Source organism: Phreatobacter stygius, from assembly GCF_005144885.1.
GTDB lineage: Bacteria > Pseudomonadota > Alphaproteobacteria > Rhizobiales > Phreatobacteraceae > Phreatobacter > Phreatobacter stygius.
The window spans coordinates 6,240,130-6,264,188 of the sequence record NZ_CP039690.1 but is presented as its reverse complement, the minus strand read 5'-3'; the positions used below and the strand labels follow the sequence as shown (position 1 = coordinate 6,264,188).

General features: G+C 66.3%; 17 protein-coding genes and 2 pseudogenes. 8 read left to right on the top strand and 11 right to left on the bottom strand.

Annotated features, from left to right (window positions below; genetic code table 11):
* Complete coding sequence (locus E8M01_RS29600; RefSeq protein WP_136963438.1) at positions 1 to 1,806, top strand: acyclic terpene utilization AtuA family protein; 1,806 nt, start codon at positions 1 to 3, stop codon at positions 1,804 to 1,806.
* Positions 1,807 to 1,821: 15 nt separating this feature from the next.
* Here the strand turns inward: E8M01_RS29600 and E8M01_RS29595 are convergent, their stop codons facing one another.
* The 3 genes and pseudogenes from E8M01_RS29595 to E8M01_RS29585 all read right to left on the bottom strand — a co-directional run.
* Positions 1,822 to 2,466, bottom strand: a complete 645-nt coding sequence (locus tag E8M01_RS29595; RefSeq protein WP_136963437.1) for a TetR/AcrR family transcriptional regulator — start codon at positions 2,464 to 2,466, stop codon at positions 1,822 to 1,824.
* Between the two features lie 49 nt (positions 2,467 to 2,515).
* On the bottom strand, positions 2,516 to 3,379 hold the full coding sequence (locus E8M01_RS29590) for a helix-turn-helix domain-containing protein (protein ID WP_136963436.1): 864 nt from the start codon (positions 3,377 to 3,379) through the stop codon (positions 2,516 to 2,518).
* A gap of 162 nt (positions 3,380 to 3,541) precedes the next feature.
* Positions 3,542 to 4,147: pseudogene (locus E8M01_RS29585) on the bottom strand (enoyl-CoA hydratase-related protein); the annotation flags it as partial.
* 186 nt (positions 4,148 to 4,333) lie between these two features.
* Here E8M01_RS29585 and E8M01_RS29580 point away from each other — a divergent pair.
* Complete coding sequence (locus E8M01_RS29580; RefSeq protein ID WP_136958299.1) at positions 4,334 to 5,314, top strand: IS110 family RNA-guided transposase; 981 nt, start codon at positions 4,334 to 4,336, stop codon at positions 5,312 to 5,314.
* A 12-nt stretch (positions 5,315 to 5,326) separates the two neighbouring features.
* On the opposite strand, the pseudogene E8M01_RS36025 reads toward E8M01_RS29580, so the two are convergent.
* From E8M01_RS36025 to E8M01_RS29555, 5 genes and pseudogenes are all read right to left on the bottom strand, one after another.
* Positions 5,327 to 5,503: pseudogene (locus tag E8M01_RS36025) on the bottom strand (enoyl-CoA hydratase-related protein); the annotation flags it as partial.
* Positions 5,504 to 5,658: 155 nt separating this feature from the next.
* On the bottom strand, positions 5,659 to 7,035 hold the full coding sequence (locus E8M01_RS29570) for an MFS transporter (RefSeq protein ID WP_215908824.1): 1,377 nt from the start codon (positions 7,033 to 7,035) through the stop codon (positions 5,659 to 5,661).
* A 278-nt stretch (positions 7,036 to 7,313) separates the two neighbouring features.
* Positions 7,314 to 8,909 (bottom strand): AMP-binding protein, encoded by a 1,596-nt coding sequence (locus E8M01_RS29565; RefSeq protein ID WP_136963433.1) that lies wholly within the window; start codon positions 8,907 to 8,909, stop codon positions 7,314 to 7,316.
* Between the two features lie 608 nt (positions 8,910 to 9,517).
* On the bottom strand, positions 9,518 to 11,113 hold the full coding sequence (locus tag E8M01_RS29560) for a gamma-glutamyltransferase family protein (protein ID WP_136963432.1): 1,596 nt from the start codon (positions 11,111 to 11,113) through the stop codon (positions 9,518 to 9,520).
* A 142-nt stretch (positions 11,114 to 11,255) separates the two neighbouring features.
* On the bottom strand, positions 11,256 to 12,221 hold the full coding sequence (locus E8M01_RS29555; RefSeq protein WP_170182130.1) for a TorF family putative porin: 966 nt from the start codon (positions 12,219 to 12,221) through the stop codon (positions 11,256 to 11,258).
* Positions 12,222 to 12,557: 336 nt separating this feature from the next.
* Between E8M01_RS29555 and E8M01_RS29550 the strand changes: the two genes are divergently transcribed.
* The 5 genes from E8M01_RS29550 to E8M01_RS29535 all read left to right on the top strand — a co-directional run bounded on the left by E8M01_RS29550 (position 12,558) and on the right by E8M01_RS29535 (position 16,245).
* The gene (locus E8M01_RS29550) at positions 12,558 to 13,388 is read left to right on the top strand and encodes a helix-turn-helix transcriptional regulator (protein ID WP_136963430.1); all 831 of its coding nucleotides are present in this window, start codon (positions 12,558 to 12,560) and stop codon (positions 13,386 to 13,388) included.
* Positions 13,389 to 13,505: 117 nt separating this feature from the next.
* Entirely contained in the window at positions 13,506 to 13,856 is a 351-nt protein-coding gene (locus E8M01_RS29545) for a DUF1127 domain-containing protein (protein ID WP_170182129.1), read from the top strand.
* Positions 13,857 to 14,102: 246 nt separating this feature from the next.
* Positions 14,103 to 14,261, top strand: coding sequence for a TRASH domain-containing protein (locus tag E8M01_RS35185; RefSeq protein WP_170182128.1), 159 nt, complete (start codon positions 14,103 to 14,105; stop codon positions 14,259 to 14,261).
* A 3-nt stretch (positions 14,262 to 14,264) separates the two neighbouring features.
* On the top strand, positions 14,265 to 15,131 hold the full coding sequence (locus E8M01_RS29540; RefSeq protein ID WP_136963428.1) for an alpha/beta fold hydrolase: 867 nt from the start codon (positions 14,265 to 14,267) through the stop codon (positions 15,129 to 15,131).
* A gap of 190 nt (positions 15,132 to 15,321) precedes the next feature.
* Positions 15,322 to 16,245: a PLP-dependent cysteine synthase family protein gene (locus E8M01_RS29535; protein WP_136963427.1), complete on the top strand. Its 924-nt coding sequence runs from the start codon at positions 15,322 to 15,324 to the stop codon at positions 16,243 to 16,245.
* Between the two features lie 24 nt (positions 16,246 to 16,269).
* Here the strand turns inward: E8M01_RS29535 and E8M01_RS29530 are convergent, their stop codons facing one another.
* Positions 16,270 to 17,565, bottom strand: a complete 1,296-nt coding sequence (locus E8M01_RS29530) for an MFS transporter (protein WP_136963426.1) — start codon at positions 17,563 to 17,565, stop codon at positions 16,270 to 16,272.
* Between the two features lie 488 nt (positions 17,566 to 18,053).
* Here E8M01_RS29530 and E8M01_RS29525 point away from each other — a divergent pair, with 488 nt between their 5' ends.
* On the top strand, positions 18,054 to 19,721 hold the full coding sequence (locus E8M01_RS29525) for a sigma 54-interacting transcriptional regulator (protein ID WP_215908823.1): 1,668 nt from the start codon (positions 18,054 to 18,056) through the stop codon (positions 19,719 to 19,721).
* Positions 19,722 to 19,994: 273 nt separating this feature from the next.
* On the opposite strand, the gene E8M01_RS29520 is transcribed toward E8M01_RS29525, so the two are convergent.
* Positions 19,995 to 23,627: a hypothetical protein gene (locus tag E8M01_RS29520; RefSeq protein WP_136963425.1), complete on the bottom strand. Its 3,633-nt coding sequence runs from the start codon at positions 23,625 to 23,627 to the stop codon at positions 19,995 to 19,997.
* 108 nt (positions 23,628 to 23,735) lie between these two features.
* Positions 23,736 to 23,960 (bottom strand): hypothetical protein, encoded by a 225-nt coding sequence (locus E8M01_RS29515; protein ID WP_136963424.1) that lies wholly within the window; start codon positions 23,958 to 23,960, stop codon positions 23,736 to 23,738.
* Positions 23,961 to 24,059 lie beyond the last annotated feature (99 nt).

Genomic DNA, 24,059 nt, shown 5'->3' with positions numbered 1-24,059 from the left:
ATGACCGCAACGACAGGCAAGACCATCCGTATCGGCGGCGCTTCCGGGTTCTGGGGCGACAGCTCCGTCGGCACGCCGCAGCTCGTCGGCAAGGGCGAGATCGACTACCTCGTCTTCGACTATCTCGCCGAGACGACAATGGCGATCCTCGCGGCGATGCGGGCCAAGCAGCCCGAGCTTGGTTATGCCACCGACTTCGTCGACATCGCCATGCGCGGCAGCCTCAGAGACATTGTCGCCAAGGGCATCAAGGTCGTCAGCAATGCCGGCGGCATCAATCCCAGGGGATGCGCCGCGGCGCTCGCGGCGCTGGCCGCCGAACTCGACGTCAAGCTCGTCATTGCCGTCGTCGAAGGCGACGACATCAGCCCGCTGCTGCCGGAACTGCGCGCCGCCGGCCAGCGTGACATGTTTTCCGGCGGCCCGCTGCCCGACAAGATCCTCAGCGCCAATGCCTATCTCGGCGCATTTCCGATCGCCGAGGCCCTGCGCCAAGGGGCCGATGTGGTGATCACCGGGCGCTGCGTCGACAGTGCCACCACACTCGGGCCGCTGATCCACGAGTTCGGCTGGACAACGGGCGATTACGACCTGCTTGCCGCCGGCAGCCTCGCCGGCCACATCATCGAGTGCGGCTGCCAGGCGACCGGCGGCCTGCATACCGATTGGGACCAGGTCGAGGATTGGGCCAATATCGGCTATCCGATCGTCGAATGCCGTGCCGACGGCCGCTTTGCCGTCAGCAAGCCGCCCGGCACCGGCGGGCTGATCACGCCCGCGGTGATCGCCGAACAATTGCTCTATGAGATCGGCGATCCGGCCGCCTACATGCTGCCGGACGTCGTCTGCGATTTCCGCGACGTGACGATCGAACGGACGGCCAAGGACCAGGTGCTGGTCAGCGGCACCAGGGGCCTGCCGCCAACCGGTTCCTACAAGGTGTCCGCCACCTATGCCGACGGTTATCGGACCGCCGGCACGATGATCATCATCGGGGTCGATGCCGTCGCCAAGGCGCGGCGCACCGGCGAGGCAATCCTGGAGCGCACCCGTTCGATCTTCCGCGCTCTCAACATCGCCGACTTCGGCGCGACCAATATCGAGGTGATCGGCGGCGAGACGCTTTACGGCCCGCATGCGCGCACCACGCAGGCGCGCGAGGTCATGATGCGCGTCACGGTCAGCCATCGCGACAGGAAGGCGCTGGAGATCTTCGGGCGGGAGATTGCCCCCGCCGGCACGTCCTGGGCGCCCGGCACGACGGGCCCGGCCGGCGCCCGTCCCAGCGCTTCACCGCTGATCAAGCAGGTCGCCTTCACGCTGCCGAAACGCCAGGTGGCGATCAGCCTGACCGTTGCCGGCAAAACCGCGCCGGTCGACGTGCCGCTGGACGGCGGCTACGCGGGCCCGGTGGCGCGAGAGCCCGAAACCGTCGCGAAACCGCGCGCGGTTCCGGGGGGCGTCGTGAGATTGCCGCTGGTCAGGCTCGCTTATGCCCGCAGCGGCGACAAAGGCGATATCTCCAATATCGGCGTGATCGCGCGCGATCCTAAATTCCTGCCGGTCATCCTCGACCAGGTCACGCCGGCGCGGGTCAAGGACTACTTTTCCCACCTGGTGAAGGGCCAGGTGCAGCGTTTCCCTGTCCCCGGCATCAATGCCGTGAATTTCCTGCTTCACGAGGCGCTCGAAGGCGGCGGTCCGGCTTCCATGCGCATGGATCCGCTCGGCAAGGGCATGGCGCAAATGCTGCTCGACATGGAGATCGAGGTTCCCGAAGCGATCATCGCCAAGCCGGCCGGCTGAGCCGGAGCCATGGCATCAGTCGGCCGCGACGAGGCTTGCCAGAATGCCGCCGAACTCGTCGAGGCCGAACGGTCCGGCCGGTTCATACCACCTGATCATCCCGATGATGGAAGCGTGGATGATCAGCTCGGCGGCGTGCGGATCGCAGCGCAGCCGCCCGCCGGCGTGGCAGGCATTCAGCACCTGTCTCCAGAAATCCCGGTATGTCCTGCGGAAAGCGAGGAATTCAGGCTTCGCGGTCTCCGGCACCTCGCGCCATTCATCGTAGAGAACGGTCTGAAAATCCCGATTGCGTTCGCCGATCGTGAAGGTGATCTCGAGCTCGATCAGCTCGCGCAACTGGGTCATCGGATCGGCCGGCCGGCCGACGATCCTCGCCGCCTCCCGGCAGTTCAAGATGGAGGCGGCCCGCATGATTTCCAGCAGGATCTCTTCCTTCGAGCGGAAATGATAAAACAGGCTGCCGGAGAGGATGCCGACGTCTTCGGCGATATCGCGCACCGTGGTGCTCTTGTAACCGCGCCGGCGAAACAGCGACGCGGCGACATCGAGGATGCGTTCGCGAGACCCGGCCGTTTCCTTCGCCTTGCCGCCGCGCCGTGCCGCGACCGGCCGGGCCCGGCGTGCGGCAGGACGCTCGCTATCGTCGATGCTCACCATGACACCGCAACTCCAATCGCTGATTCACGCGTCGATTTCGGTTCGGACATTACACATGAGACGACTTGGCTCGGGATAGCCGGATGACCGAGAGGCGCCGTCCTCCGGCCAGAATATCCTTGGGCCTCAGGCCGTAGATCTTGCGGATCGAATGGCTGAAATGGGTCGAGTCCGGGTAGCCGGCCTCCAGCGCGATGTCGGTCAGGTTGCCGCTGTCGCGAACCAGCGAAAGGAAACTGCGGGCCCGCTTCCAGGCACGGAAGCGGCGAAACGACGTGCCGACCTCCAAGGTGAAAAGATGGACAAAGCGCGAGAGCGACACCCCGGCGAGGCGTGCATAACCTTTGGCGCAGGCCAGGTCATGCGCCTCCCTTTGCATCATCGCCACCGCACGCGCTATGCGCGGATCCATCGATCGCCCAGGCAGGCTCGTGCCGAAGAAGACACAGTCGATTTCGGGGGTCGACGCGGCACATGTCGCCTTGCCATCGACCAGCGCCCGGAAAGCCGCACAGGTGACGGCACCGGCCTGGTCATCGCCGTCCATCGCCATCAGTTCCGCGGCCGCCGTCCTATCGATGCTTTCCGGCTCGACATGCAGGCTGCAGACGATCTTGTCGGTCGAAACCAGGTCATGTGCCTGATAGGGCGGGATCACGGCGAAACAGGTCGTCCGCCAATCGGAGCCCGCCGTGCGGATCAGGAAGGGAGCGCCGATCGAGGCATAGATCGCGATCGACCCGAGCGTCCGCTTCAGCGGCGATCCGATCAATCCGGCATAGACGACGCGCTCGGGCGTCACGATCATGCTGAGATTGTCGGGCGAGAGGATCGAGGTCAGATCGAACCGGCGCGGGCTGCGCGCGTCCATGCCCATGTCCATGCCCATGCCCATGTCCATGTCCATGTCCATGATTTTCCTCCTGCCGATCGCGCTTGGGCGCCGTTAATCTTGGCGACACCATAACGTGCGGCAATCAACCAAGCAAGCGCTTGGTTGACGCACATCTCCGACAGGCCGCAGGACGTCGATGGATGGGGCAAGACGGACCGCTGCTCGCCGCGGCGCGGCGCCTCACTTGCCAAATCTGGCCGGACGCCGCTCGAAAAATGCCGCGATGCCTTCGCGGAAATCGGCCATTGCCGCAGCCGCGATGAAGCCGTCGCGCTCGGCGTCCAATTGCATTTCGAAGGAAACCGTCGGAGCCTGGTGGACGAGCCGTTTCACTGTGGCGAAAGCGAAGGCCGGGCCCGCGGCTATTCGGCAGGCGAGCGCATCCACCTCCGCCGCCAAGCCGTCGACGGGTACGACGCGGTTGATCAGGCCCGCCGCCAGCGCCGCCTCGGCGTTCATCGGGTCGCCGAGCATGATCCATTCGAGCGCGCGGCGCTGGCCGAGAATGTGGGCGACCGACCAGGTCGTGCCGCCGTCGGGCGAGGTGCCAATGCGCGTATAGGCCGGGACGAAGCTGGCGTCGGCGGCGGCAACGACAAAGTCGCAGGCGAGTGCCAGCCCGAGCCCGCCGCCCGCCGCGGCTCCATTCACCCCGGCGATGACCGGCTGCGCCATGCGCCGGATGCAGCGGACGATGTCATGAAACGCTTCGATTCCCGTGCCGATCGTTGCCTGAGCACGGTCCGGATCGGCCTGGATGGTGCCGAGATCGGCACCGGCCATGAAGCTGCGGCCCTTGCATGTTTGCGGGACCGACTCAGCGCAGGCTGAGAGGTGCGTCGAGGCCGGTGGCCACCGGCCTCGACGCGGATGTCCGGGACCGTTTCACCCTTTGGCTCAGCACCGCGGGAGAGCATGGTCCGGCCGTCCTCTGGCTCTTGTCCTGAACAGATGCTGGGGAGGAAGTCCCGTATGCAAGGCAAGGAAGCGTCCAAACAAGAGACCGAAGGCAAGTCTACCGTGGGAATCGACGTCAGCAAGAGCTGGCTCGACATCCACGTTCTGCCCGGCGGGGAGACCCACCGTTTTGCCAATGCCGAGTTGGGCATCCGGCAGTTGAAGCGCTGGCTTCAGCGCTTTGATCTGGCGCTGGTCGTGGTCGAGGCGACCGGCAAGTGGCACCGCCAGGTTCGCCGAAGCCTGCATGCCTCGGGCGTGCCGGTTGCCGTGGTCGATCCTTATCGCGTGCGCATGTTCGCGCGTGCCACGGGCACCTTGGCCAAGACCGACCGGCTCGATGCCCGCGTGTTGGCCCTGTTCGCGCGGGCCATGAACCCGGCCCAGCGACCGCCGGCACCGGAAGCCCTCGATGCGCTCAATGAGTTGGTCAGCGCCCGCGATGCGGCCGTCGACGAACAGACAGCCCTCAAGAACCAGCGGCACGCGGTCACCGACAAGTTCCTGATCCGCCATCTCGCTCACCGTCTCACCCGGATCGCCAAGGCTATCGAAGCCATCGCCGGCGAGATCGCCAAACGCATCGCGGCCGATCCATGCCTGGCCAGACGCCACGACATTCTGATCTCGATCCCTTCGTTCGGCCCGGCGGTCGCCACGACCCTGGTGGCCGCCCTGACCGAGCTGGGGACCTGCAACATCAAACAGATCAGCCTGTTGGCGGGACTAGCCCCGATCGCCGATGATTCGGGTGAACGACAGGGCGTCCGCGTCATCTGGGGCGGACGCTCCCGGGTGCGCCGCGTTCTCTACCTGGCGGCGCTCTCGGCCACGCGCTGCAACGCCGACATGAAAAGTTTCCACGACCGCCTGATCGCCAAGGGCAAGAAGCCCAAATGCGCCCTCATCGCCGTGGCTCGAAAGCTCGTCGTCCTCGCCAACACCCTTATCGCTCAGGACCGCACTTGGGCCACTCACGCTCCAAAACAGGCTTGACCCGAAACACAGATGCTCTCCCGTCAGCGTGACGGCCTTGACCGAACGGTCCTGCTCGGCGCGCCTGAACGCGGCAAGCAGAGCTGCCGCCATCGCGGCATCGAGCGTGTTCAAGCGCTCCGGACGGTTGAGCCGGATCTTGGCAATTCCGTCCGCAACATCAAAAAGTACCGGGTCGTCCGTGCTCATTCGGTGTCTCCTTTGGCTGGCGAGATCGATCGGAGGCGTTCCGTGCCTTGCCATCAGGCCGACTGCCGGCGAGATGGCCCATCGGCTCACGCCGCCGTCGCCGCGAGATCAGGCGTTGTTCGCCCGCGCAAGCGGCGACCGCACTCCGTGGTGGCTCAGTTGCGCGTGGCCGGCGCGCCGGCCGCAACGGCCACCGCCACGACCGGCTTTGTCGTATCCTGGTCCTGCGTCGATGCGGAACGCCGGTGATTGATCAATGCCACCGCAACGGCGCCGACCAGGCCGACCGCCGCGATGACCATGAAGTTCTGCTGCAGCGACAGGTTCAACGAGACCAGCACGCCAATGCCGATCGGGCCTGCGATCGCACCGAAGCGCCCTATGCCCGAAGCGAAACCGACGCCGGTCGACCTGATCGCCGCCGGGTAGAACTGCGCCGTATAGGCATAGGCCAGGATCTGGGTGCCGAGCGTCGATGCGCCGACCACGGCGACCACCAGCAGCAACGGCTGGACGCCATAACCCAGCGCGGTCAAGGAAACGGCCGCGGTCAGGAAACCGCAGAACAGCACCCATTTGATGTTGAGCTTGTCCGAGAGCCAGCCGCCCCCGATCGCGCCGACAATCGCACCACTGTTGAACGCCAGCAGGAAATTCAGCGCGGAGCCCAGGCTGTAGCCGGCCATCGCCATCAATTTGACCAGCCAGGAACTGAGCGCGTAGAGCATGAACAGACAGGTGATGTAAGCAATCCAGAACATCGCCGTGCTGAAGCCGCGGCCCTCCTGGAACAGCCTCGCGACCGGGGCGCCCGCCGCCTTGTCCTCGTCGGGCACCAGGAACTCTTCCTGCGGTCCGAGCTTCAATCCCGGCCGGATCTTGCCGACGACCTCGCGCAGATGCGCGTCGTCCCGGTGCTTGATCAGGAACGGCAGGGATTCCGGCATATATTTCATGATGAACGGGATCAGCAGCACCGGCAGGCCGGCGGCGATGAACACCGTCTGCCACCCATAGGCGTCGATCAGTGTCTTGCCGAGCACGGCGGCAAGGATGCTGCCGACCGCGTAGCCACAGGTCATCACCGTGAAAATCATGCCGCGAACCTTCTTCGGCGAATATTCGGTGATCTGAGCGGCCGCGGCTGGAATGGCCCCGCCGATGCCAAGGCCAGCCAGGAACCGCATGACGCTGAAGGTAACGGGATCGCTGGTGAACCCGGCGGCCGCGGTGAAGACGCTGAAGAACAAGACGCTGAGCGAGAGGCCAACCCGGCGTCCGTATCGGTCGGCCACCCAGCCGAGACCCATTGCCCCGAACATCATGCCGAACAAGGCGGAACTCAGCATGAAGCCCGCCTGTGTCGCGTCGACGGCCATGTCCTTCATGATATTGGGCAGCGCAATGCCGCCAACGGCCAGGTCATAGCCGTCGAACACGATAATCACGAAACACCACACCAGAACCGTGGTGTGAAAGCGGTTCCAGGTCGCCTCGTCGGCCAGCCTGTGAACGTCGATGCGATGCACCATGGTGGTCCCTCTCCTTTTTCTGTTTCGCTCGATCTTGTCGTTGTCGATGCCGGTCGCCGGGCACGTGCCGGAACGTCTCTGACAACCCCGCCGCGCCGGCGCCTGCATTTGCCGAGCAGATCGGCGAAGGCATCGTCTCGGCACACAGCCCCTCAGAGCTGGGCTGGGTCGAGGCAAGGGGGTGCCGAGCACCGCCGGACCCGTTCGGATACGAGCGAAGCGTTCGTCAGTGCGCCGGTGTCGTCGTTTTGGTCAGTCTTCGAACCCGAAGGACACCTTCACGCCTTGCTGAAATAGTCGCCGAAACGCATGCGCAGTTCGGCCTTTTTGATCTTGCCGGTGCTGGTCATCGGCAGTTCGTCCACGAACAGCACGACCTTCGGAACCTGGAAGCTGCCGAGATGCCGCTTGCAGTGATCGAGCATGGCTTTCTCGTCCACCTCCCCGCCCGGCTTGAGCTTGACGACAGCCGCGATCGCCTCGCCCCAATAGGGATGCGGCAGGCCGATAGCCACGCCGAGCAGAACCGCCGAATGCGCCAGAAGCGCCTCCTCGATTTTGATCGAGGGCACGTTCTCGCCGCCGGTCTTGATCATGTCCTTCTTGCGGTCGAGGAACAGAACCTCGCCATGCTCGTCCATGAGCCCGAGGTCGCCCGTATGATGCCAGCCGAACTGCCGGGTTTCGGCTGTCGCCTCAGGGTTCTTGTAATAGCCGAGCATGACGTTCGGTCCGCGATGAACGATTTCGCCGGCCACGCCGCGCGGCAGGACGTTGCCGGCCTCGTCCATGATGGCGGTTTCGTCGATCAGCGCCGACTCGCCCCAATAATTGCCGAAACGGGCGAGCTGACGGTCGGGTTGGGCCGAGGTCGTGCACGGGTAGATCTCGGTCTGGCCGCCGAGCATGTAAAAGGTCGGACAGAACTCGTTGACCAGCCGGGTGATCAGCGACTGCGAGATCGGCGCCATCGCGTAGATGCATTTTCTGATGCTGCCGAGATCGTAGTTCGCGCGCCGGGGGTGATCCAGCATCGCCCCGTACATGACCGGCAGGCCGACGACGACCGTCAAACCTTCGCGCTCGATGGTTTGCAGCATCACCTCCGGGTCGAAACCCCGCATCAAGGCGATCTTGCCGCCGACCACAAAGAGCGTGACGATCATGATCTGCTGACCGCAGTGAAACATCGGCAACGCGCCTGTCGCGGATTCGTTGCGGTCAAAGCCCCATTCGATGGCGTTGCTCATGGCCGTCATGACGACAGAGAGATGGCTGTGCATGACGCCTTTCGGGCGCGAGGTGGTGCCGCTCGTGTACATGATGAGAGCCAGATCGCGCTCGTCGATGTCGACCTCCGGCGGCTCCGACGACTGGCCTTTCAGCACCTGCTCCAGCGTCGGCAAGTCAGGGTCGATGGCAACGCCGGCGAGACTGTTGATGATGAGCGGGAGCCGAAGTTCGGCCAGCATGGCGCTGCGCGCCGGCTGCGCGTAGAGATCGTCGTCGATGACGACCAGCGACACCCCGGCATGGGTCAGGATGTAATTCATGTCGTCGCGCGGCAGCATGGTGTTCATCGGCACCCAGACGAGCCCGGCCTTGTGGATGCCGAACAGGACAGCCGCAAACGCCGTCGAGTTGCCGAGGATCGTCGAGACCTTGTCGCCTTGCCTGAGGCCGCGCGACAGAAAATGGTTGGCGCAGCGATTGGCCATCTCGTCGAGCTCGCGATAGGTCGTGTGCTTGCCGGCGTCGGCCAACGCGACCTTGTCCGGAAATCGTCGCGCGGCGCGCTGCAGCACATCGCCGATTGCCACGCGACCGATCCGGCCGGCCCCCGGAACGCCTTCGATTTCGCTTGCACGTGCCATGACCATCCTCCCTTTGTCGCCGCGTCCACGGTTCTCGCGTCGGAGGCCGCCCATGCCCGGGCAATGCTTCGCCGGCGCCCCGGAGGCCCCCCGGGATCGACGCGTCCGCGTGCATCGTCCGACGACGTCGCGGTCTGGCACGACAGAAACCTGGTCGAACCAGTCGCGATTTCCGACATCAATTTCGGCAAAGATCGCGTGCCGGGCGCGCCCTGAGCCGTCAGCCAGCCTGGCCCGACATGATCGAGCGGCATTCAGGACGACGGCAATTTAGACGCTCTCCGACGGGTGCCACTTGCGTAAAGAGGCTGCCTGATCAGTTCGTCGGGCTCGCTGGCGAATATCGGACATCCGTGTCCGCTGCTCGGGCGACCGCGTCGAGGCCGGTTCATCACGCGTGCCTGCCCCCGGCCCTGCGGGCAAGCCGCCACGAAGCACAAGGGGCCACCGCTCGGGCGCCATGTCGCCCGGCTATTCCAAGGACGCAAGCCCGAGGCCGGCGCGGGACCGTTCGGGCGCCATGTCGCCCGGCTATTCCAAGGACGCAAGCCCGAGGCCGGCGCGGGACCGTCACCGCCCCCGCGCCAGCCTCGCGTCATGGCCTCCGCTCAAGGCGTGGCGACATAGCCGTCGCGCCGCGGATCGGCGGCGCCGGTGAAGAGACCGGTGGCGGGATCGACCGCGACCGCCTGCATGCCACCGACCTTCATGGTCCAGCCTTCGTCGAAAGCCTCGATCTCATGGCCGCGCGCCGCGAGGCCGGCGACCACCTCCGGCGCCACCCGGTTCTCGGTCTGGACGAAACGGCCGTCCCAGAGCCGCGCCCGCGGCGCCTCGATCGCCTCCTGCAGAGGCAGGCCGAAATCGACATGGTGGACGAAGGCCTGCGCCTGGGTCTGCAGGATGCCGTAGCTGCCCGGCGTACCGAGCGCCAGGACCGGCTTGCCGTCGCGCGTCGAGATCGACGGCGACATGCACATGAGCAGGTCGCCGCCCGGCCGCGAGCGGTTCGGGCTATCCGGCTGGACATCGGCCCAATAGAGGAAGTTGTTGAGGCAAAGGCCGGTGCCTGGCACCACGACGCCGCTGCCGAAGGGGCTGCCCAGGCTCTGGGTGATGCAGATCATGTTGCCTTCGCGGTCGGCGATCGAGAAGGAGGTGGTGTGGGCGGGGTCCTCGGCCGCCTGCGCCATCCATTGCTCCGTTGGCCCTGATATCGGCGCGCCGTCGCGAACCCGGGCGCGCAGCCGCTCGATCGAGGCATCCGACAGGAGCTCGGCAAGCTTGTCCGCCGGCGGATTGTTGTGGGCGATCCGCAGCCCGGCGGCGAGCCGGATGGCGCGATAGACCTGGTCGAGGTGATCGACGCCGTTATGGGCCGAGGCCTTGAAATCGAGGCCTTCGAGGATGCGCAGGGTCAGCAGGAACTGGAACCCTTCGCAGGGCGGCGGCGGCACGTGAACCGTCAGGTCGCGGTAGCGCGCCGGCAACGGCTCGCGCCAGACCGGCTTGAAATCGGCGAGGTCGGCCAGCGTCATCGCGCCGCCGAGGCTCGCCAGATGTGCGACGATGCGGGCGCCGAGCTCGCCGCCATAAAGATGTCCCGGACCCTTGGTGGCCAGGGCGCGCAAGGTGGCGCCGAGATCGGGCTGGCGCAGCACCGCGCCGACCGCCACGTCGCCGGCCGGCAGATAGGCCTTGGCCCAATTGTCGTAGAGCGCCGGATAGGCTTTCAGAAGCGGCGCCTGCTCGACGATCTCGGCGACGCCGAATTCGGCCAGGCCGAAACCGTCCTCGGCGAGCGCGATGGCCGGCGCGAAGATCTCCGACAGCGGCTTGCGGCCATAGGTCCGGACGAGCTCGCACCAGCCGGCGAGATTGCCCGGCGTGCCGACCGGCAGGGCGCCGCGCTCCAGCTCGGCGCGTTCGCGAAACCGGTCGACCGGAAAGGCCGAGGGGATCTTCGGCACGAAATCCAGCACGCGCACGCGCTTTTCGGCCGCGACCCACATGGTCGCCAGTCCCTCCCCGGCGAGGCTGGACATGAAGGGTTCGACGACGTTCAGCGCCGCCGCGGTCGCCGCCGCCGCATCGAAGGCATTGCCGCCATCAGCCAGCATGCGCGCGCCGGCCTGGGCCGCGTGAGGATGCGCCGCGGCCACCATGCCGTGAAGCGATGTGATTGTCGGTCGCAGTCCGTGCATTCCTTGATCCCCCGATGCCAAAGCGTCGAAGGCGATCATAACCAGCGGTTGCCGCGGCGCCTCTCCTTTGGCGGCAGAGCTCGCATGCGGCGACCGAACAAGGCCGAGGCAAAAAATGATGAGCCAGCGTGTCGGAACGCCGTCAGTTCAGCGCGAACCACAATTTCGCGACGACGGTCGCGCTGCACCAGCGCGAGGCGAGACCTTCAGGGTTGGTCACCGGGTCGATGCGTCCGCCGCGTGCGGCATTGGGGTCGCCGGTCAGGACGAAGCAGTTCTCCCTCGACAGGTTGGTGTCGTAATAGCGCAGGTCCAGGTTGACGCGCCCGTGGGTGAACGTCACTCCGGCGTTCCAAGTGAGGTAGGACGGGAACGGATAACCGCCTGATGCGGCCGGTTGATTGCCGAACCAGGAATAGCCGGCGCCGCCGGTCAGCGTCGCCGTGACGTCCGGCGGCAGCATGGCGCCCGGCAGGTCGACAGCCATGCCGAAGGCCGCATATTTGCTCCAGGAGCCGCTGTTCGAGACGTTTGGCGCATAAGCGAAGCCGGCGGCGACGCGCAGCACATCGCCGATCTTGGTGTCGGCACGCGCGATGACTTCCCAATAATTCATGTGGGTCGCCTCGATAACCTGCTTCTCATTGGGATAGAGAAAATAGTTCCAGCTGAAGTCGAACGCGATAGAGCCCAATTTCGGACGGAGGCCGCCGCTCACCGTGACTTCGGCAGCGGGCTGGCTCGGCATCCTGACGCTGGTGATGGTGGCGCCAACATAGGCCAGGCCGAAGGCGGCTTCGAAGGCGGCACCGAATGCCGGCTTTCGGTCGGAGAGCGTCGTGCCCCGGTAGATATAGTCGGAGGCAAAGCCGGCACGAAAACTGAACTCGACCGGGCCTGCGGCGCGGCCCGGCGCGGGACCCGCGCGGATCGGTGCTTCGGCCGCGGGGCCTCCGCGGGCGCCGAGACCGATGGAACCGACCGGACTGTAATCGGCCGTCTGGGCGCGCGCCGAACCGCCGATGGCGAGCCACACCGCGACCGGCGCAGCGATTACCGCCGCACGCCCGCCGGCACGACCGCGCCTGGCCAGAACCTCCGATCGCAAGCTGCACTCCTCCGGCGCCTTCGCCCGTCTTGATCCGCCGCTCGCTCCTCGCCCAAGGTTTTCACGTCGCGCGGCTGCTGTAAACGCGCGGCGGCGTTCGACCGGTCGGCGGAAGGCCGACGGCCGACGGGAGGAGGCAATGCGGTGCAATGGGCTCAGGTCGGACGCTTGTGCCGCTTTGGCCGAAATGCCAGGGCGATGCAGTCGCAGCAAGGCCCGGCCCGTGGCCGGACCGGGCCTGTCCGATCAATCGGCTTGTCTGATAGATCGGGTATCTGCCGCATGGTATCGTCGCGGACGCGTGCGCCGCGAACATCAGGCAGGACCGCACCACCCATGTCGGAATTGTCAGTCGAGCTCCTGCTGCAGACAGCGACCGTCACGATCCGGGACGTCGTCTGCCGTGGCGAATGCCGCCACCAGAGCGCCGAAGAATGCGCCGGCGCCACCCATCTGGTGTTCCCTTATCGCGGCGTCTACGTGCGCCATGTCGGCCGCAACGACGCGGTGGCCGAAGCCAATCAGGTGCTGTTCTTCAACGCGGCCGAGAGCTATCGCATCAGCCATCCTGTCGAAGGCGGCGACGCTTGCCTGTCGGTCTCGATCGACGAGCCCCTGCTGCGTGAGCTGGCGCCGAAGGAACAATTGCGCGAGGGCACCGTCCTGGCGTTTCGCCGCCAGCGCCGGCGCATCGATCCGCGCGCGCAGGCGCTGGTCGCCCTGCTCAGGCACAGCTTGCACCGCAAGGTCGTCGAAACCCTGGAAGCGGAAACCCTGGCGCTGACGCTGGTGCGGCGCTCGCTCGGCGAGCGGACGTCGCATGCGGCGAGCGCCAGTTTCGGCCTGCAGAAACTCGTCGACCGCGCCAAGCTGGTGCTGTCATCCGATCTGGCGCGGCGCTGGACGCTGGCTGAGATCGCCGCGGAGGTCGGCGTCTCGCCGGTCTACCTCACGCAGGTGTTCCAGCAGGTCGAGGCCATGCCGCTCTACCGCTACCAGCTGCGCCTGCGGCTGGCACGGGCGCTGCACCAGCTCAATCAATATGACGACCTGACCGCGCTCGGGCTGGATCTCGGCTTTTCCAGCCACAGCCATTTCAGCTCCGCCTTCCGGCAAGCCTATGGCCGGACGCCGGCGGAATTCCAGCGCTCGGTCCATCTGCGCTGACGGCAGCCCCCTGATCGCCGGGCGCCAGGCAGGTCGCTAAAGATTTCGACAGCGGCCGCCGCCGCCAGAATGGCCTCCTGTCTCCGCCCCGATATCGGGCCTGCAAGGAGACAGACCATGACCATGATTACCGCCACCCTCGCCTCCGCCCTTTTCGCGGCGGTCGCCGGCGCGCGTCGTCTGGTCGACGCGCTCACGTCCTGGCGTCAGTCGCGGCGGGATTACCGGGTGCTCTACGAGATGGACGACAGGACGCTCGGCGATCTCGGGCTGACGCGGAGCGACCTGCGCGACGCGACGGCGGTCGACTATTTCGACGATCCGACCTTGATCCTCGCCGCCCGCGCCATCGAGCGCAGCGGTCGACCGGTCGCCGCAAGCCCGGCTATTGCCGCCGGCCCGTCGATCAAAGCCGAGGCCTGCACCAGGACCGCAGTCGCGACGGGCACCGCGATCCCTTGCAATTGAGGCCTCGCCGCGGGGCAATTGCCCGTCGCCCGCCGTTTGTCCGGAGGGCGCGCTTGACCCCTCAGCCGCGCCATCCTGACGACCTCGAGCCGCCGTGGGTTTCACGGCGGCTCGTTTTTTTGGGGCTGGCTTGGACGGCGCGGCCGAGGGGCGAACAGATCGCTAAAGATTCTGACAGCGGCGGCGATCCCGCAATGCTCTGTCTATCCCGACCCGGAATGTCGGGCGTTCAAGGAGATCTGGATCATGACCGCGAAAACCTGTGCGGCCTGCGACTGCGAACTCGATGCCAATCCTATTCAAGTGAAGATCGGCGGCAATACCGTGGAGGTCTGTTGCGAGGAATGCGCCCAGGCGCTGAAAGAAGCCGACGGCGCGACGGGCCGGCAACCCGGAAAGGAATGAGTGATGCATTCCGATCGGGTTGCGGCACCAAAACGCAGCATCGCCACGCCTTCGGGCCGCATCAGCTACGCCGAAGCGGGCGTCGGTCCGGTCGCTTTGTTCGTGCATGGCGTGCTGCTCAACGGCCACCTGTGGCGGCATCAGCTGGCGGAACTTTCCGACCTGCGCCGCTGCATCGCGCTGGATCTGCTGGCGCATGGCGACACCGAGATCACGCCGGGCCAGGACGTGTCGGTGACCGCTTGCGCCACCATGGTGGGCGAGTTTCTCGACGCTCTCGGGATCGACCAGGTCGACCTCATTGGCAATGACAGCGGCGGCGGCATCGCGCAGATCTTCGCGGCGCTGAACCCGGCGCGCGTCCGCAGCCTGACGCTCACCGACTGCGACGCGCATGACAACTGGCCGCCGGAGGCGTTCAAGCCCTTCCTCGCCATGGCGGCGGCCGGTGGCCTGCCCGGCGCCCTCGGCGGCATGCTGGCGGACAAGCACGTCTACCGTTCGGCCGGGGGGCTGGGTCCGGCCTATCAACATCCCGATGAGGTGTCCGACGAGGCTATCGAAACCTATCTGCGACCGCTGGTCCGGACGGCGCAGCGCACCGACGACTTTCAACGCTTTCTGGCGGCGTTCGACAGCAAACACACGTTGGCCGTGGCAACGGCCCTGCGCAGGCTGACGGCGCCGACATTGATCGTCTGGGGCACGGACGACGTCTATTTCGACGTCAAATGGTCACGCTGGCTGGCCGAAGCGATCCCCGGCACACGCCGGCGCGTCGAACTCGACGGCGCAAGGCTGTTTTTCCCCGAGGAACGCGCGGCGGAGTTCAACCGGGAACTGCGCGCCCACTGGCTGGCCAAGGCGTAGATCGCCAACCTGCGAAAGCCCGGCCGCCACCAAGGCCGTCATGCCGCGAACCGGCCCGGTGGGGAACTCCCCGCCGGGTCGTTCCGTTTTGCAGTTGCTTCCGGATCGTCCCGGACGTATGTATCTACATCATATGTAGATACATGGATCGACGCCCGGCAAGGCCACGATCCCGACCGGAGCGGCCGTCATGATGGATTTGCGGCGCGACATCCTCGACTGCATCGGCGGCACATCGCTGCTCCCCTTGCGCAAGGTCGCGCCTCGGAACAGCGCGCGCATCCTGCTGAAACTGGAAAACGAGAACCCGACGGGCAGCATGAAGGACCGCATGGCGCTTGCCATGATCGCAGCGGCCGAGGCCGACGGACGTCTCGCGGCGGGCGGTTCGGTTGTCGAATATACCGGCGGCAGCACCGGCGTTTCCCTGTCGCTCGTCTGCGCGGTCAAGGGATATCCGCTGCATATCGTGACATCGGACGCCTTCGCCCAGGAAAAGCGCGATCACATGCAAATTCTGGGGGCAAGGCTCGAGATCGTGCCGAGCGAAAGCGGCCGCATGACCGCGACGCTGACCCGCGACATGATCGAGGCGGCCCGGGTGATCGCCGCGGACACCGGCGGCTTCTGGACCGACCAGATGAACAACACCGACCAGGTCGCCGCCTATCATGCCATGGCCGAGGAAATCTGGGTTCAGACCGGCGGGCGGATCGACGGCTTTGTCCAGAGCGTCGGCACCGCGGCCTCGTTGCGCGGCACGGGAGAGGCCCTGCGCCGCCATGACGACCGGATCCGGCTGGTCGCCGTGGAGCCCGCGGAATCCCCGGTTCTGTCCGAAGGCCGGACCGGCGCCCATAAGATCGACGGCATCGGTGCCGGCTATGTCGTGCCGCTCTGGCGCGCCGATATCGCGGACCAGATCGAACAGGTTTCCACCGACGAAGCCGCGGCCATGGCCATGCGGCTCGCCCGCGAAGAAGGCCTGTTCGCCGGCACCTCCACCGGCGCCAATGTCGTCGCCGCCTTGCGGCTGGCCGAAAGCCTGGGGCCCGACGCGACCATCGTCACCGTCATGTGCGATACCGGCATGAAATATCTCAGCCGGCGCTAGGACGGCCGCAACGGCCGCCGCCGCTCAGGCCGCTTTCGCGAGCGCCGGCATTTGCCCGGCAACGGCGCGAACCTTGCGCGGGGCCGCCATCCAGATCGCCGCGGCTGAAAGCGCGCTCAATCCGATGCCGATCAGGAAGGCCAGCGTATAATTGCCGAAGACGTCGTGCAGCACGCCGGTGAGCCAGGGCCCGGCCGCGCCGCCGCCCAGCGCGACAAACATCACGGTGCCGAAGATCGTGCCGAAATTCCGGCCCTGGAAGATTTCAGCGACGACCGCCCCCATGATCGAAGTCAGGCCATAGCCGAGAAAACCCTGGGCAAAGACCATCAGATAGAGCAGTGGCAAGGTCGGGCTATATTGCAGGGCGATCAGGATGGCGAAGCAGATCGCAAATCCGAGCGTCGAAATGGTCCAGACCCATTCCCGGCCGACCCGGTCGGAAAAATGCCCCAGCGCGATCTGTCCGGGTATGCCGATCAGGCTGACCAGGCCCAGCGCCCAGGCCGCCAATGTCGAGGAGAAGCCGATCTCGACCAGATATTTGGTCTGGTGCACCTGGACCGCATACCAGACATAAAGGCCGCAGAAATAGCCGAGCGCCAGCCACCAGAACCTGGTGGTCCTGACCGCGCGGGCGAGCGTCCAGTCGACCGCGGCCCAGGCCGGATCGACGACGTTCGAGGGTGGCGCGACCGCCGTGGCGCTCGCCGGACCATCGCCGTCGGGTTGGAGGCCCATGTCTTCGGGGCGCTTGCGCAGCAGGAAATTGAGCGGCGCCAGCACGACGAGTACTATGATACCCATGGTTGTACTGGCCGAGCGCCAACCGGCCTGGTCGATCACCAGCTGGACCCAGGGCAGCAAGGTGATCGAGCCGATGCCGACGCCGGCGAAGGCGAGGCCGACCGCCAGCCCGCGCCGCTTGACGAACCAGTTGGGCAGATAGAGCGACTGGCCGGAATATCCGAGGCAGACGCTGCCGCTGCCGACCAGGACGCCAATGGTGACGTAGAGGTGCCAGGGTTGCGTGGTCAGCGGCGCCAGCAGCAGGCCGGCCCCCATCAGGACGACGCCGATCTCCATCACCGTGCGCGGACCGGTGCGGTCCATCAGCTTGCCCATCAGCGGGCTCAAGACCGCCGAGACCAGGAAGCCGAACGAGAAGGCGCCGGCGGTAACGCCACGCTCCCAGCCGAATTCATCGATGATCGGCGAAAAGAACAAGGAGAAGGACGTGCGGGCATTCACGCCGATGCCCATGGTGATGAAGGTTACGGCGACAATGATCCAGCCGTAATAGAATGGCAGGCGGCGCATGTGGAATTCCTGGCGATCCGAGTCGCCTGATAGCAGCGGACGGCACTATGGCGGCTGCGTGCCACATGAGAAAGCGCGCCGGCGCTTATCCGCCAGTCGTGCCGACCGGCGCCGCGCAACCGCCCGCCTCCAGGGCGCGAGCTTGGTGCTTCCAAACCCCAACCCGCAGGTGCGCGCCAGCCGTGGCTAGACAGTATTGCCGAGACCAAATTCGGTTCATTGCCGGCGATTCATTGGCCAAGTACATCCCTCGGTTGTAGTATCACGAACCCTGTGCCATGGTGACTGTGCATTGCTGTCACTCCTCTACTGAGGGGTGAAACTCGACCTTACCTGTCATCCGATTGATCCATTCAGGGCGCGACGCGCGAGCTTGGCCCTGGCCATCAAGCCGGCCGGGTCGCGCGCCGTCACGTTGCTGAAGAAGTCCGACAGAACGTCGCGTCTTCACTGGAAACAGCCGTTGACTATCGTGATCGAGCATTCCGGTGAATGACCTGTTCCTCGGCGTCAACAGATCCTTTCGGACCTTGCCTGACCTGCTCGACAGCGTGATGCGCGCCCTCACCGAGCGCGCCGGCCTGGTCAGCGCGTCGGTGGTGCTACGCCAGGGCGGCGCGCTCGACGTGCGCCGCGAGGGCCGCACGATCGTCTCCGAATGGACCACCCGACCGCGGGCCGCCGCCCCGTCGGCGCCGCCGCCACGGACCCGATCGGTCGACGATGCCGTCCACGCGGCCGAATGGTTCGGCGTCGAGCGCCCCATCCCGCCCCCGCCCGCCGCGCGCGCGGTCCACGGCAAGGCCGGGCGTATCCTGCCGCTGGCCTATGCCGACACGCCGATCGGGGAATTGCAGCTGATCGGGCGCACCGCCGGCGACGCCAAGGGTCCGCCCCAACCCTGGCTGGCCGGCTTCGCGCGGCAGCTTGCCTTCCTGATCATGCGCTACGAAGTGGAGGTCTGGGCCAACCGGCGGCTCGGCGCCTCGATGCGGCTGGTCGGCATGGGCCGGGTGCTGCAGGACCTCGAGACCCACCTGGAGCGTGCCGCCCGCACCGACCTGCCGGTCCTGCTCACCGGCGAATTCGGCACCGAAAAGCCGCAACTGGCGGCAACGATCCACTATGGCAGCGCCCGGCGCGACCAGCCCTTCGTCGAGGTCAACTGCGCGGAGCCCCTCGGCTCGCCGGTCGAGTGGTTCGAAAAGGCGGCCGGCGGCACGGTGTTCCTCAGCGGGATCGACGAGTTGCCGCCGGCCTTGCAGAGACGCCTGCCCTTGACCATGCGTTCGTCGCTTGGCCAGTGGCTGGCCGATGCGGCGGCCCCCGACGTCCGGGTGATCGCCGCCAGCACCGCCGACCTGCGCGAGCGGGTGCGCGACGGCCGTTTCTCGCAGGCGCTGCTCGCCGAACTCGACTTCCTTTCGATCGCCGCGCCACCGCTGCGCGACCGGCCCGAGGACATGGAGGCGCTGGTGGCCGCGGCCTTCGAGCGGCGCGGCTTTTCCCCCGCCGACAAGCGCAGCGATGCGCTGCTGGCGGCCTGCCGCGCCTATGCCTGGCCGGAAAACCTGTTCGAGCTCGAACGGGTCGTGGCGCGACTGGCTGTCATGACCGACGGCCGGCCGATCGAACGCGACGACATCCTGCGCCATACCCCCTGGATCGCTTCGGCCCCGCCGCTGCGGCCGCGACCGCAGAAGGCCACCGCCTTCCAGGAGGCGCCGGCGCGGCCGTTCGAATACGCGCCGTCAGGCGGACTGGATCGCTGGGTGCATTGCGCGCTCAACAAGGACACGGCCGAGCTGGAGCGGCTGCACGACGCGCTGCGCAAGGCACTGCTCTATCTCGGCGACCACTACGCCGAACCGATTTCGCTGGGCCAGCTGGCGCGTCAGGCCCATGTCAGCCAGTCGCATCTGAGTTTCCTGTTCCGCAGCGCCCTGGACACCCAGTTCAAGACGCTGCTCGGCCGGATCCGAATCCACAAGGCCAAGGAGATCCTCGCCACCCAGATGCGCCGGCAGATCACCGACGTGGCGATGAGCGTCGGCTTCACCGATCTCAGCCATTTCGAGAAGAGCTTTCGGCGCATGGTCGGCCAGACCCCGCGCGAATTCCGCCGCGGCAGGGCCGGGGTGGATGGGGCGCGATGACGTTTGGAGGACCGCTCGCTGTGAGCGATTGGGTTGAAGTCGTGGATGGCCGGGACAAGCCCGGCCAAGACGAGGGCTGTTCCCTGGCAACGGCCTCTCGATCGACCCCGCGCGGGCCGTAGCCCAGTACACCGAGAGGTCAACACATCGTGCTGCCCGGGCTTGTCCCGGGCATCCACGAATTGTTCGCTCCGTACCGACCGGTCAAGGTCGCGGCGCAGCAGTATTATGCGTGACGCAATTCCTTGGCCTGAGGCGACAAACGGTCAGATCCTACTGCTGCAGGTAGTTGACCTGCGGATCGAGTTGCTGGACCACCGCCTGGCCTGCCTGGCTCTGCAGGATGTCGAGAACCTCGTCGACGTCCTGCGACGACATGTGGTGCACCACATTGATGCGCGCGGCCACCGGCGCCGGCACCGGCGCGGCCGACAGGTCGGTGTCCAGGGTAAGGCTCTGGTCGCCGGAATCATAGACCGTGAACGGCGTCGGGCAGCGCGCAAGCCCGGTGAACAGCGCCAGGACATTGCAGCGGTACGGGTTGAAATGCAGCCAGAGCTGCTGGAACGTCGCGTTGGCAGGCGGCGGGCGCTCTATCTGGTATTGCGGCGCGGTCAGGATCTGCACGGCTCGCGCCGTGACCATGGCCTGCACCTGGTCGCGGTTGAAATTGGCAAACTGTGCCGGCACATAACCGAGGATGGCGCGTTCCGCCGGACCGATATTGCCTGGCAGGGTCGAGAAGATGAGCGCCCGCAGCTGCCCCCAGATGGTCTGGCTGTTGCCATAGGCCGTGTAGAAGATCTGGCCGATCTCCCAGAAGGTGAAGAAGGCCGAGACGGCGTCGAGATCCCCCGGATTGCGCACGAGATAGCCGGCGATCTCCTCCTGCGTGGAATGCTGCACCTCCGGCAGGTGGCTGAGGCCGGTCACGCCGCGCGTGATCACCGTCATCTCGTCATTGATCTCGGCGCGGATCGCGTTGCGGTCGCGTGCCGCGAGATCGTCCTTGATCCGCCCCCAGAGATCCCTGGTCATGATCACTTCGGTGATGCTGTAGACGTTGGAATAGAGCACTCCGTCCTCGGCGCAGAGAGCCGCAAAGGTCGGCAGCAGCGCGGTGGAGACGCAGAAGTCGAGCACGAGGATGCGCGCGCGTAGGCCCGAGCGCCGCATCGGCTCGACGAGATAGGTCTGCAGGTCGGCGGCCGACCACTGGCCGAACTGGCCGGCGCCGCCGACGATGCCGCCGTGGTCCTGGTTGAGCACCAGGAGATCAAGCGTGCGGTCCTGGTCGCTTCTCGGCAAGGTGAGCGCCTGGCGCAAGGCCTCCCGGTTGCCGGTCATGGTGATCTTGTAGGCCGTGCCGTCCTGATAGTAGCTGGCCGGGTAATCGGCCTTCGGGCCGATGGCCATGGCCGCGCTGCTGATCATCAGATGCCGGCCGAAGGGTGCCGGCGGCGGCTCCGGGTTCTCCGCGCGCAGCAGGATTTCGGTGAGCGCGGCGGTGGTCTCCTTCAGCCGGGCGCGCGCCCCGAACTCCTCGACCGCCGCCGAGCGGCCGCGATATTCCATGATCAGGTCACGCAGGCCCAGCGTCGGATGATCCCAGATATAGGCCAGCAGCGGCCAGATGCCGGGCCTGGCGACACCGATCGTGATCACCAGCGGCGCATATTTGAACGGCTTGATCTCCACCTCGCTCGGCCAGAACAACCGCAGCGGGCCGGCCGGATCCATCGGCGCGACCTCGACGAAGGTGCCGGGATATTCGTCGAGATATTCGGTGACCAGCGGCGCGACCAATTGCATCACGATCGCGGGATTGGCCTCGGGGTTGTAGGCATAGATGCGCAGGGATGCGACATCGACGGGCTGGAGCTCGCCCGGCCGGGGGAACTTGGTGTAGTCGGCATGAAGGAAGGCGGCCAGGCTGCCGGTCACCGCGATCTGCGCCTCCAGCTCCTCTCCCGGCGAGAACACCGAGGCGGCGTAGATCGACTGGATGAACTTGCCGATGAGCGCCTGCTGCTCCTCCATGAACTTGCCGCGCGCCTCGAAATGGGCGCTCATCGCCTTGGAAATCCACTGCGCATAACCGACGGCGTCGGACAGCAGCCGATAGGCCGGTCGCCATTGCGCATAACCGCGGATGGCATCGTTGAGATCGGCGGGATATTGCGCGAGCTCAGCGGCATTGCCGAGGTTGCCGGCAAAAAGTCCGTCGAAACACGCGGCCAGGTTCGGATCGAGATCCAGGGCGTAGGCCCGGCAGAACTGGCTGAGAATGCAGATCAGGGCCCGCTTGACCGCCAGGTCGTGCACCTGATCGATCGCGGCCAGAGACTGGGCCAGCAGGTCGGCCGGAATGTGATGCCGTTCCTCCTGGATCGCCGCCTCGAGGCCCGCGTCGGGCAAGGTCAGGATGGTATAGAGGCGCTCGATGCGGGCGGGCGCCTTGCCCATCGACGGCGACAGGCCGGTGAACACCTCGCGCACCAGCATCAGATATTCGTTGATGTAGTAGAGATAGCCCGGATAGGGCATGCCGTCGGCGGCGATCAGCAGCTTGCCGTTCAACTGGGCCCATTGCTCCATCGCCTCGACGGTGTCGTTGCGCGGCAGGCCGACATCGATCAGTTCGGCCTTGCAGTTCATCCGATAGCGCTCGGCGATCTGCTCGTCGTCGGCAACCGGCGTGTCGGGGTCGAGAGGCTGAGGGCCGGGATCGACCACGACCGGGGCCGGCAGCGCGACGGTGTCGAGTTCATCCTGGAAGGTCGTCGCCTCGTGCTGCATCAGCACATAGAGCTCGCGCTTGAAGCCCTGCAGCGCCAGCAGCACCGCGTTCTGGATGTCCTGGAACAGTTGATACCATTGTGCCGCCGGCAGGTTCGGATTGATGACGATCTGGGTGTCCCAGTCGTTCTCGCCGGTCTGGGGTTGTCCTTCGAGATATTTGATCGCGCGCCCGCCCTTCAGGAAGAACAGGGTATTGCCCGAGGGATCGACGATCTGCATCAGCGCGTTCAATTCGAGCAGCTTGTCGCGCAGCCAGGTCGAAAGCCAGGGATGACCGTTGGCGATGAGCTTGGTCAGCTGTTTGCTCGCCGCCGTCGCATCGCCCGAGCGGATGATCTCGCTGGACTCGATCCGGTAGCGCACCAGGAGCCGGAACAGATAGAAGCCCTCGATGGCGTAGAACATCTGGACGGCCGAGACGCTCTTCTCGAAAGTCTCTTCGAGCGCCGCCGAACCCGTGTCGAGCTGCTTCCAGGCGGCCTCGAACTGCTGCCAGTTGGCGGCCCGGCGGATCCGCCGATCCAGGCCGGCGAACTCGCGGATCGCCGTGTCGAGGATCGGCGCGCCCCAGCGCCCTGATCCCGGAATGGTGAAGAACGAGCCCAATACGACGTCGAATTCACGCAGGACCAGGAGCAGCGACCGACGCACGTCCTCCGGATCGGCCTGGGCCTGAATGCTTTCGGCCAGGGGCCGCAAGGCCTTGCGGGCGTGCCGCAGGCGATCCTCCATGATCGGGAACCGCTCGCCGCGATACTCGCCGCCGCGCGGCACGCCGAGCAGCCGCGGGGGGCCGGCGTCGAACAGGAAGAACTCGCCCATCGCCCGGGACTCGACCTCCTTGCGCTGGTCGGGATCGACGATCCCGCGCACCGCGTCGTGGACGATGCCCTGGTATTCGTTCTCGAGCGCCTGCATCGGGTGCACGGCGGCCGCTTTCCAGATCAACGCCTGGTCCCGTTGATTGGCCAGCGCAATGGTCTGGCCCGGCATCGACGGGGCGATCTCGGCCACGTAGCGCAGGCAACTCCAGGCGGTGGCCGGCCCGTGCTGGCGCTTGGCAGGAGGAGCAACGACCTGGAACGGGCGCAAGCGCTTCGGCATCGGCTGTTCTCGCCTGGGCTGGATCACTGGCGTGCGGCACGTCCAGTCGCGACCGGGCCGCTGAACCGCCGACGAGGTTTCGCGTTGTGTCGCCGGGACGCGCGGCCGTTACTGCGTCTGGGCGATGATGTGGTCGGTGGCAGCCACCGCCTCGGTCGCCTTCAGCTGCGCGATGTCGACCGCTTTTTCCTGGGCGGCCTGGGCGGCATGAACCGCGCGCTCGGCGATCGCCTCGGCCTGGTCGACCACCCGCTCGATGGTGAGATCCGTGTGATGGACCGCGCGCTCGGCGATCGCCTCGGCGCGTTCGCCGCGCGAGCGCTCACCCGGCACCAGCCGGCCTCCCCCAGGGAGGCCTCGCGCACGGCTTCGGTCGCGACCGCCTCGGCCTCGCGCGCCCGGATCTGGGCGAGTTCGGCGATCTCCTCCGGC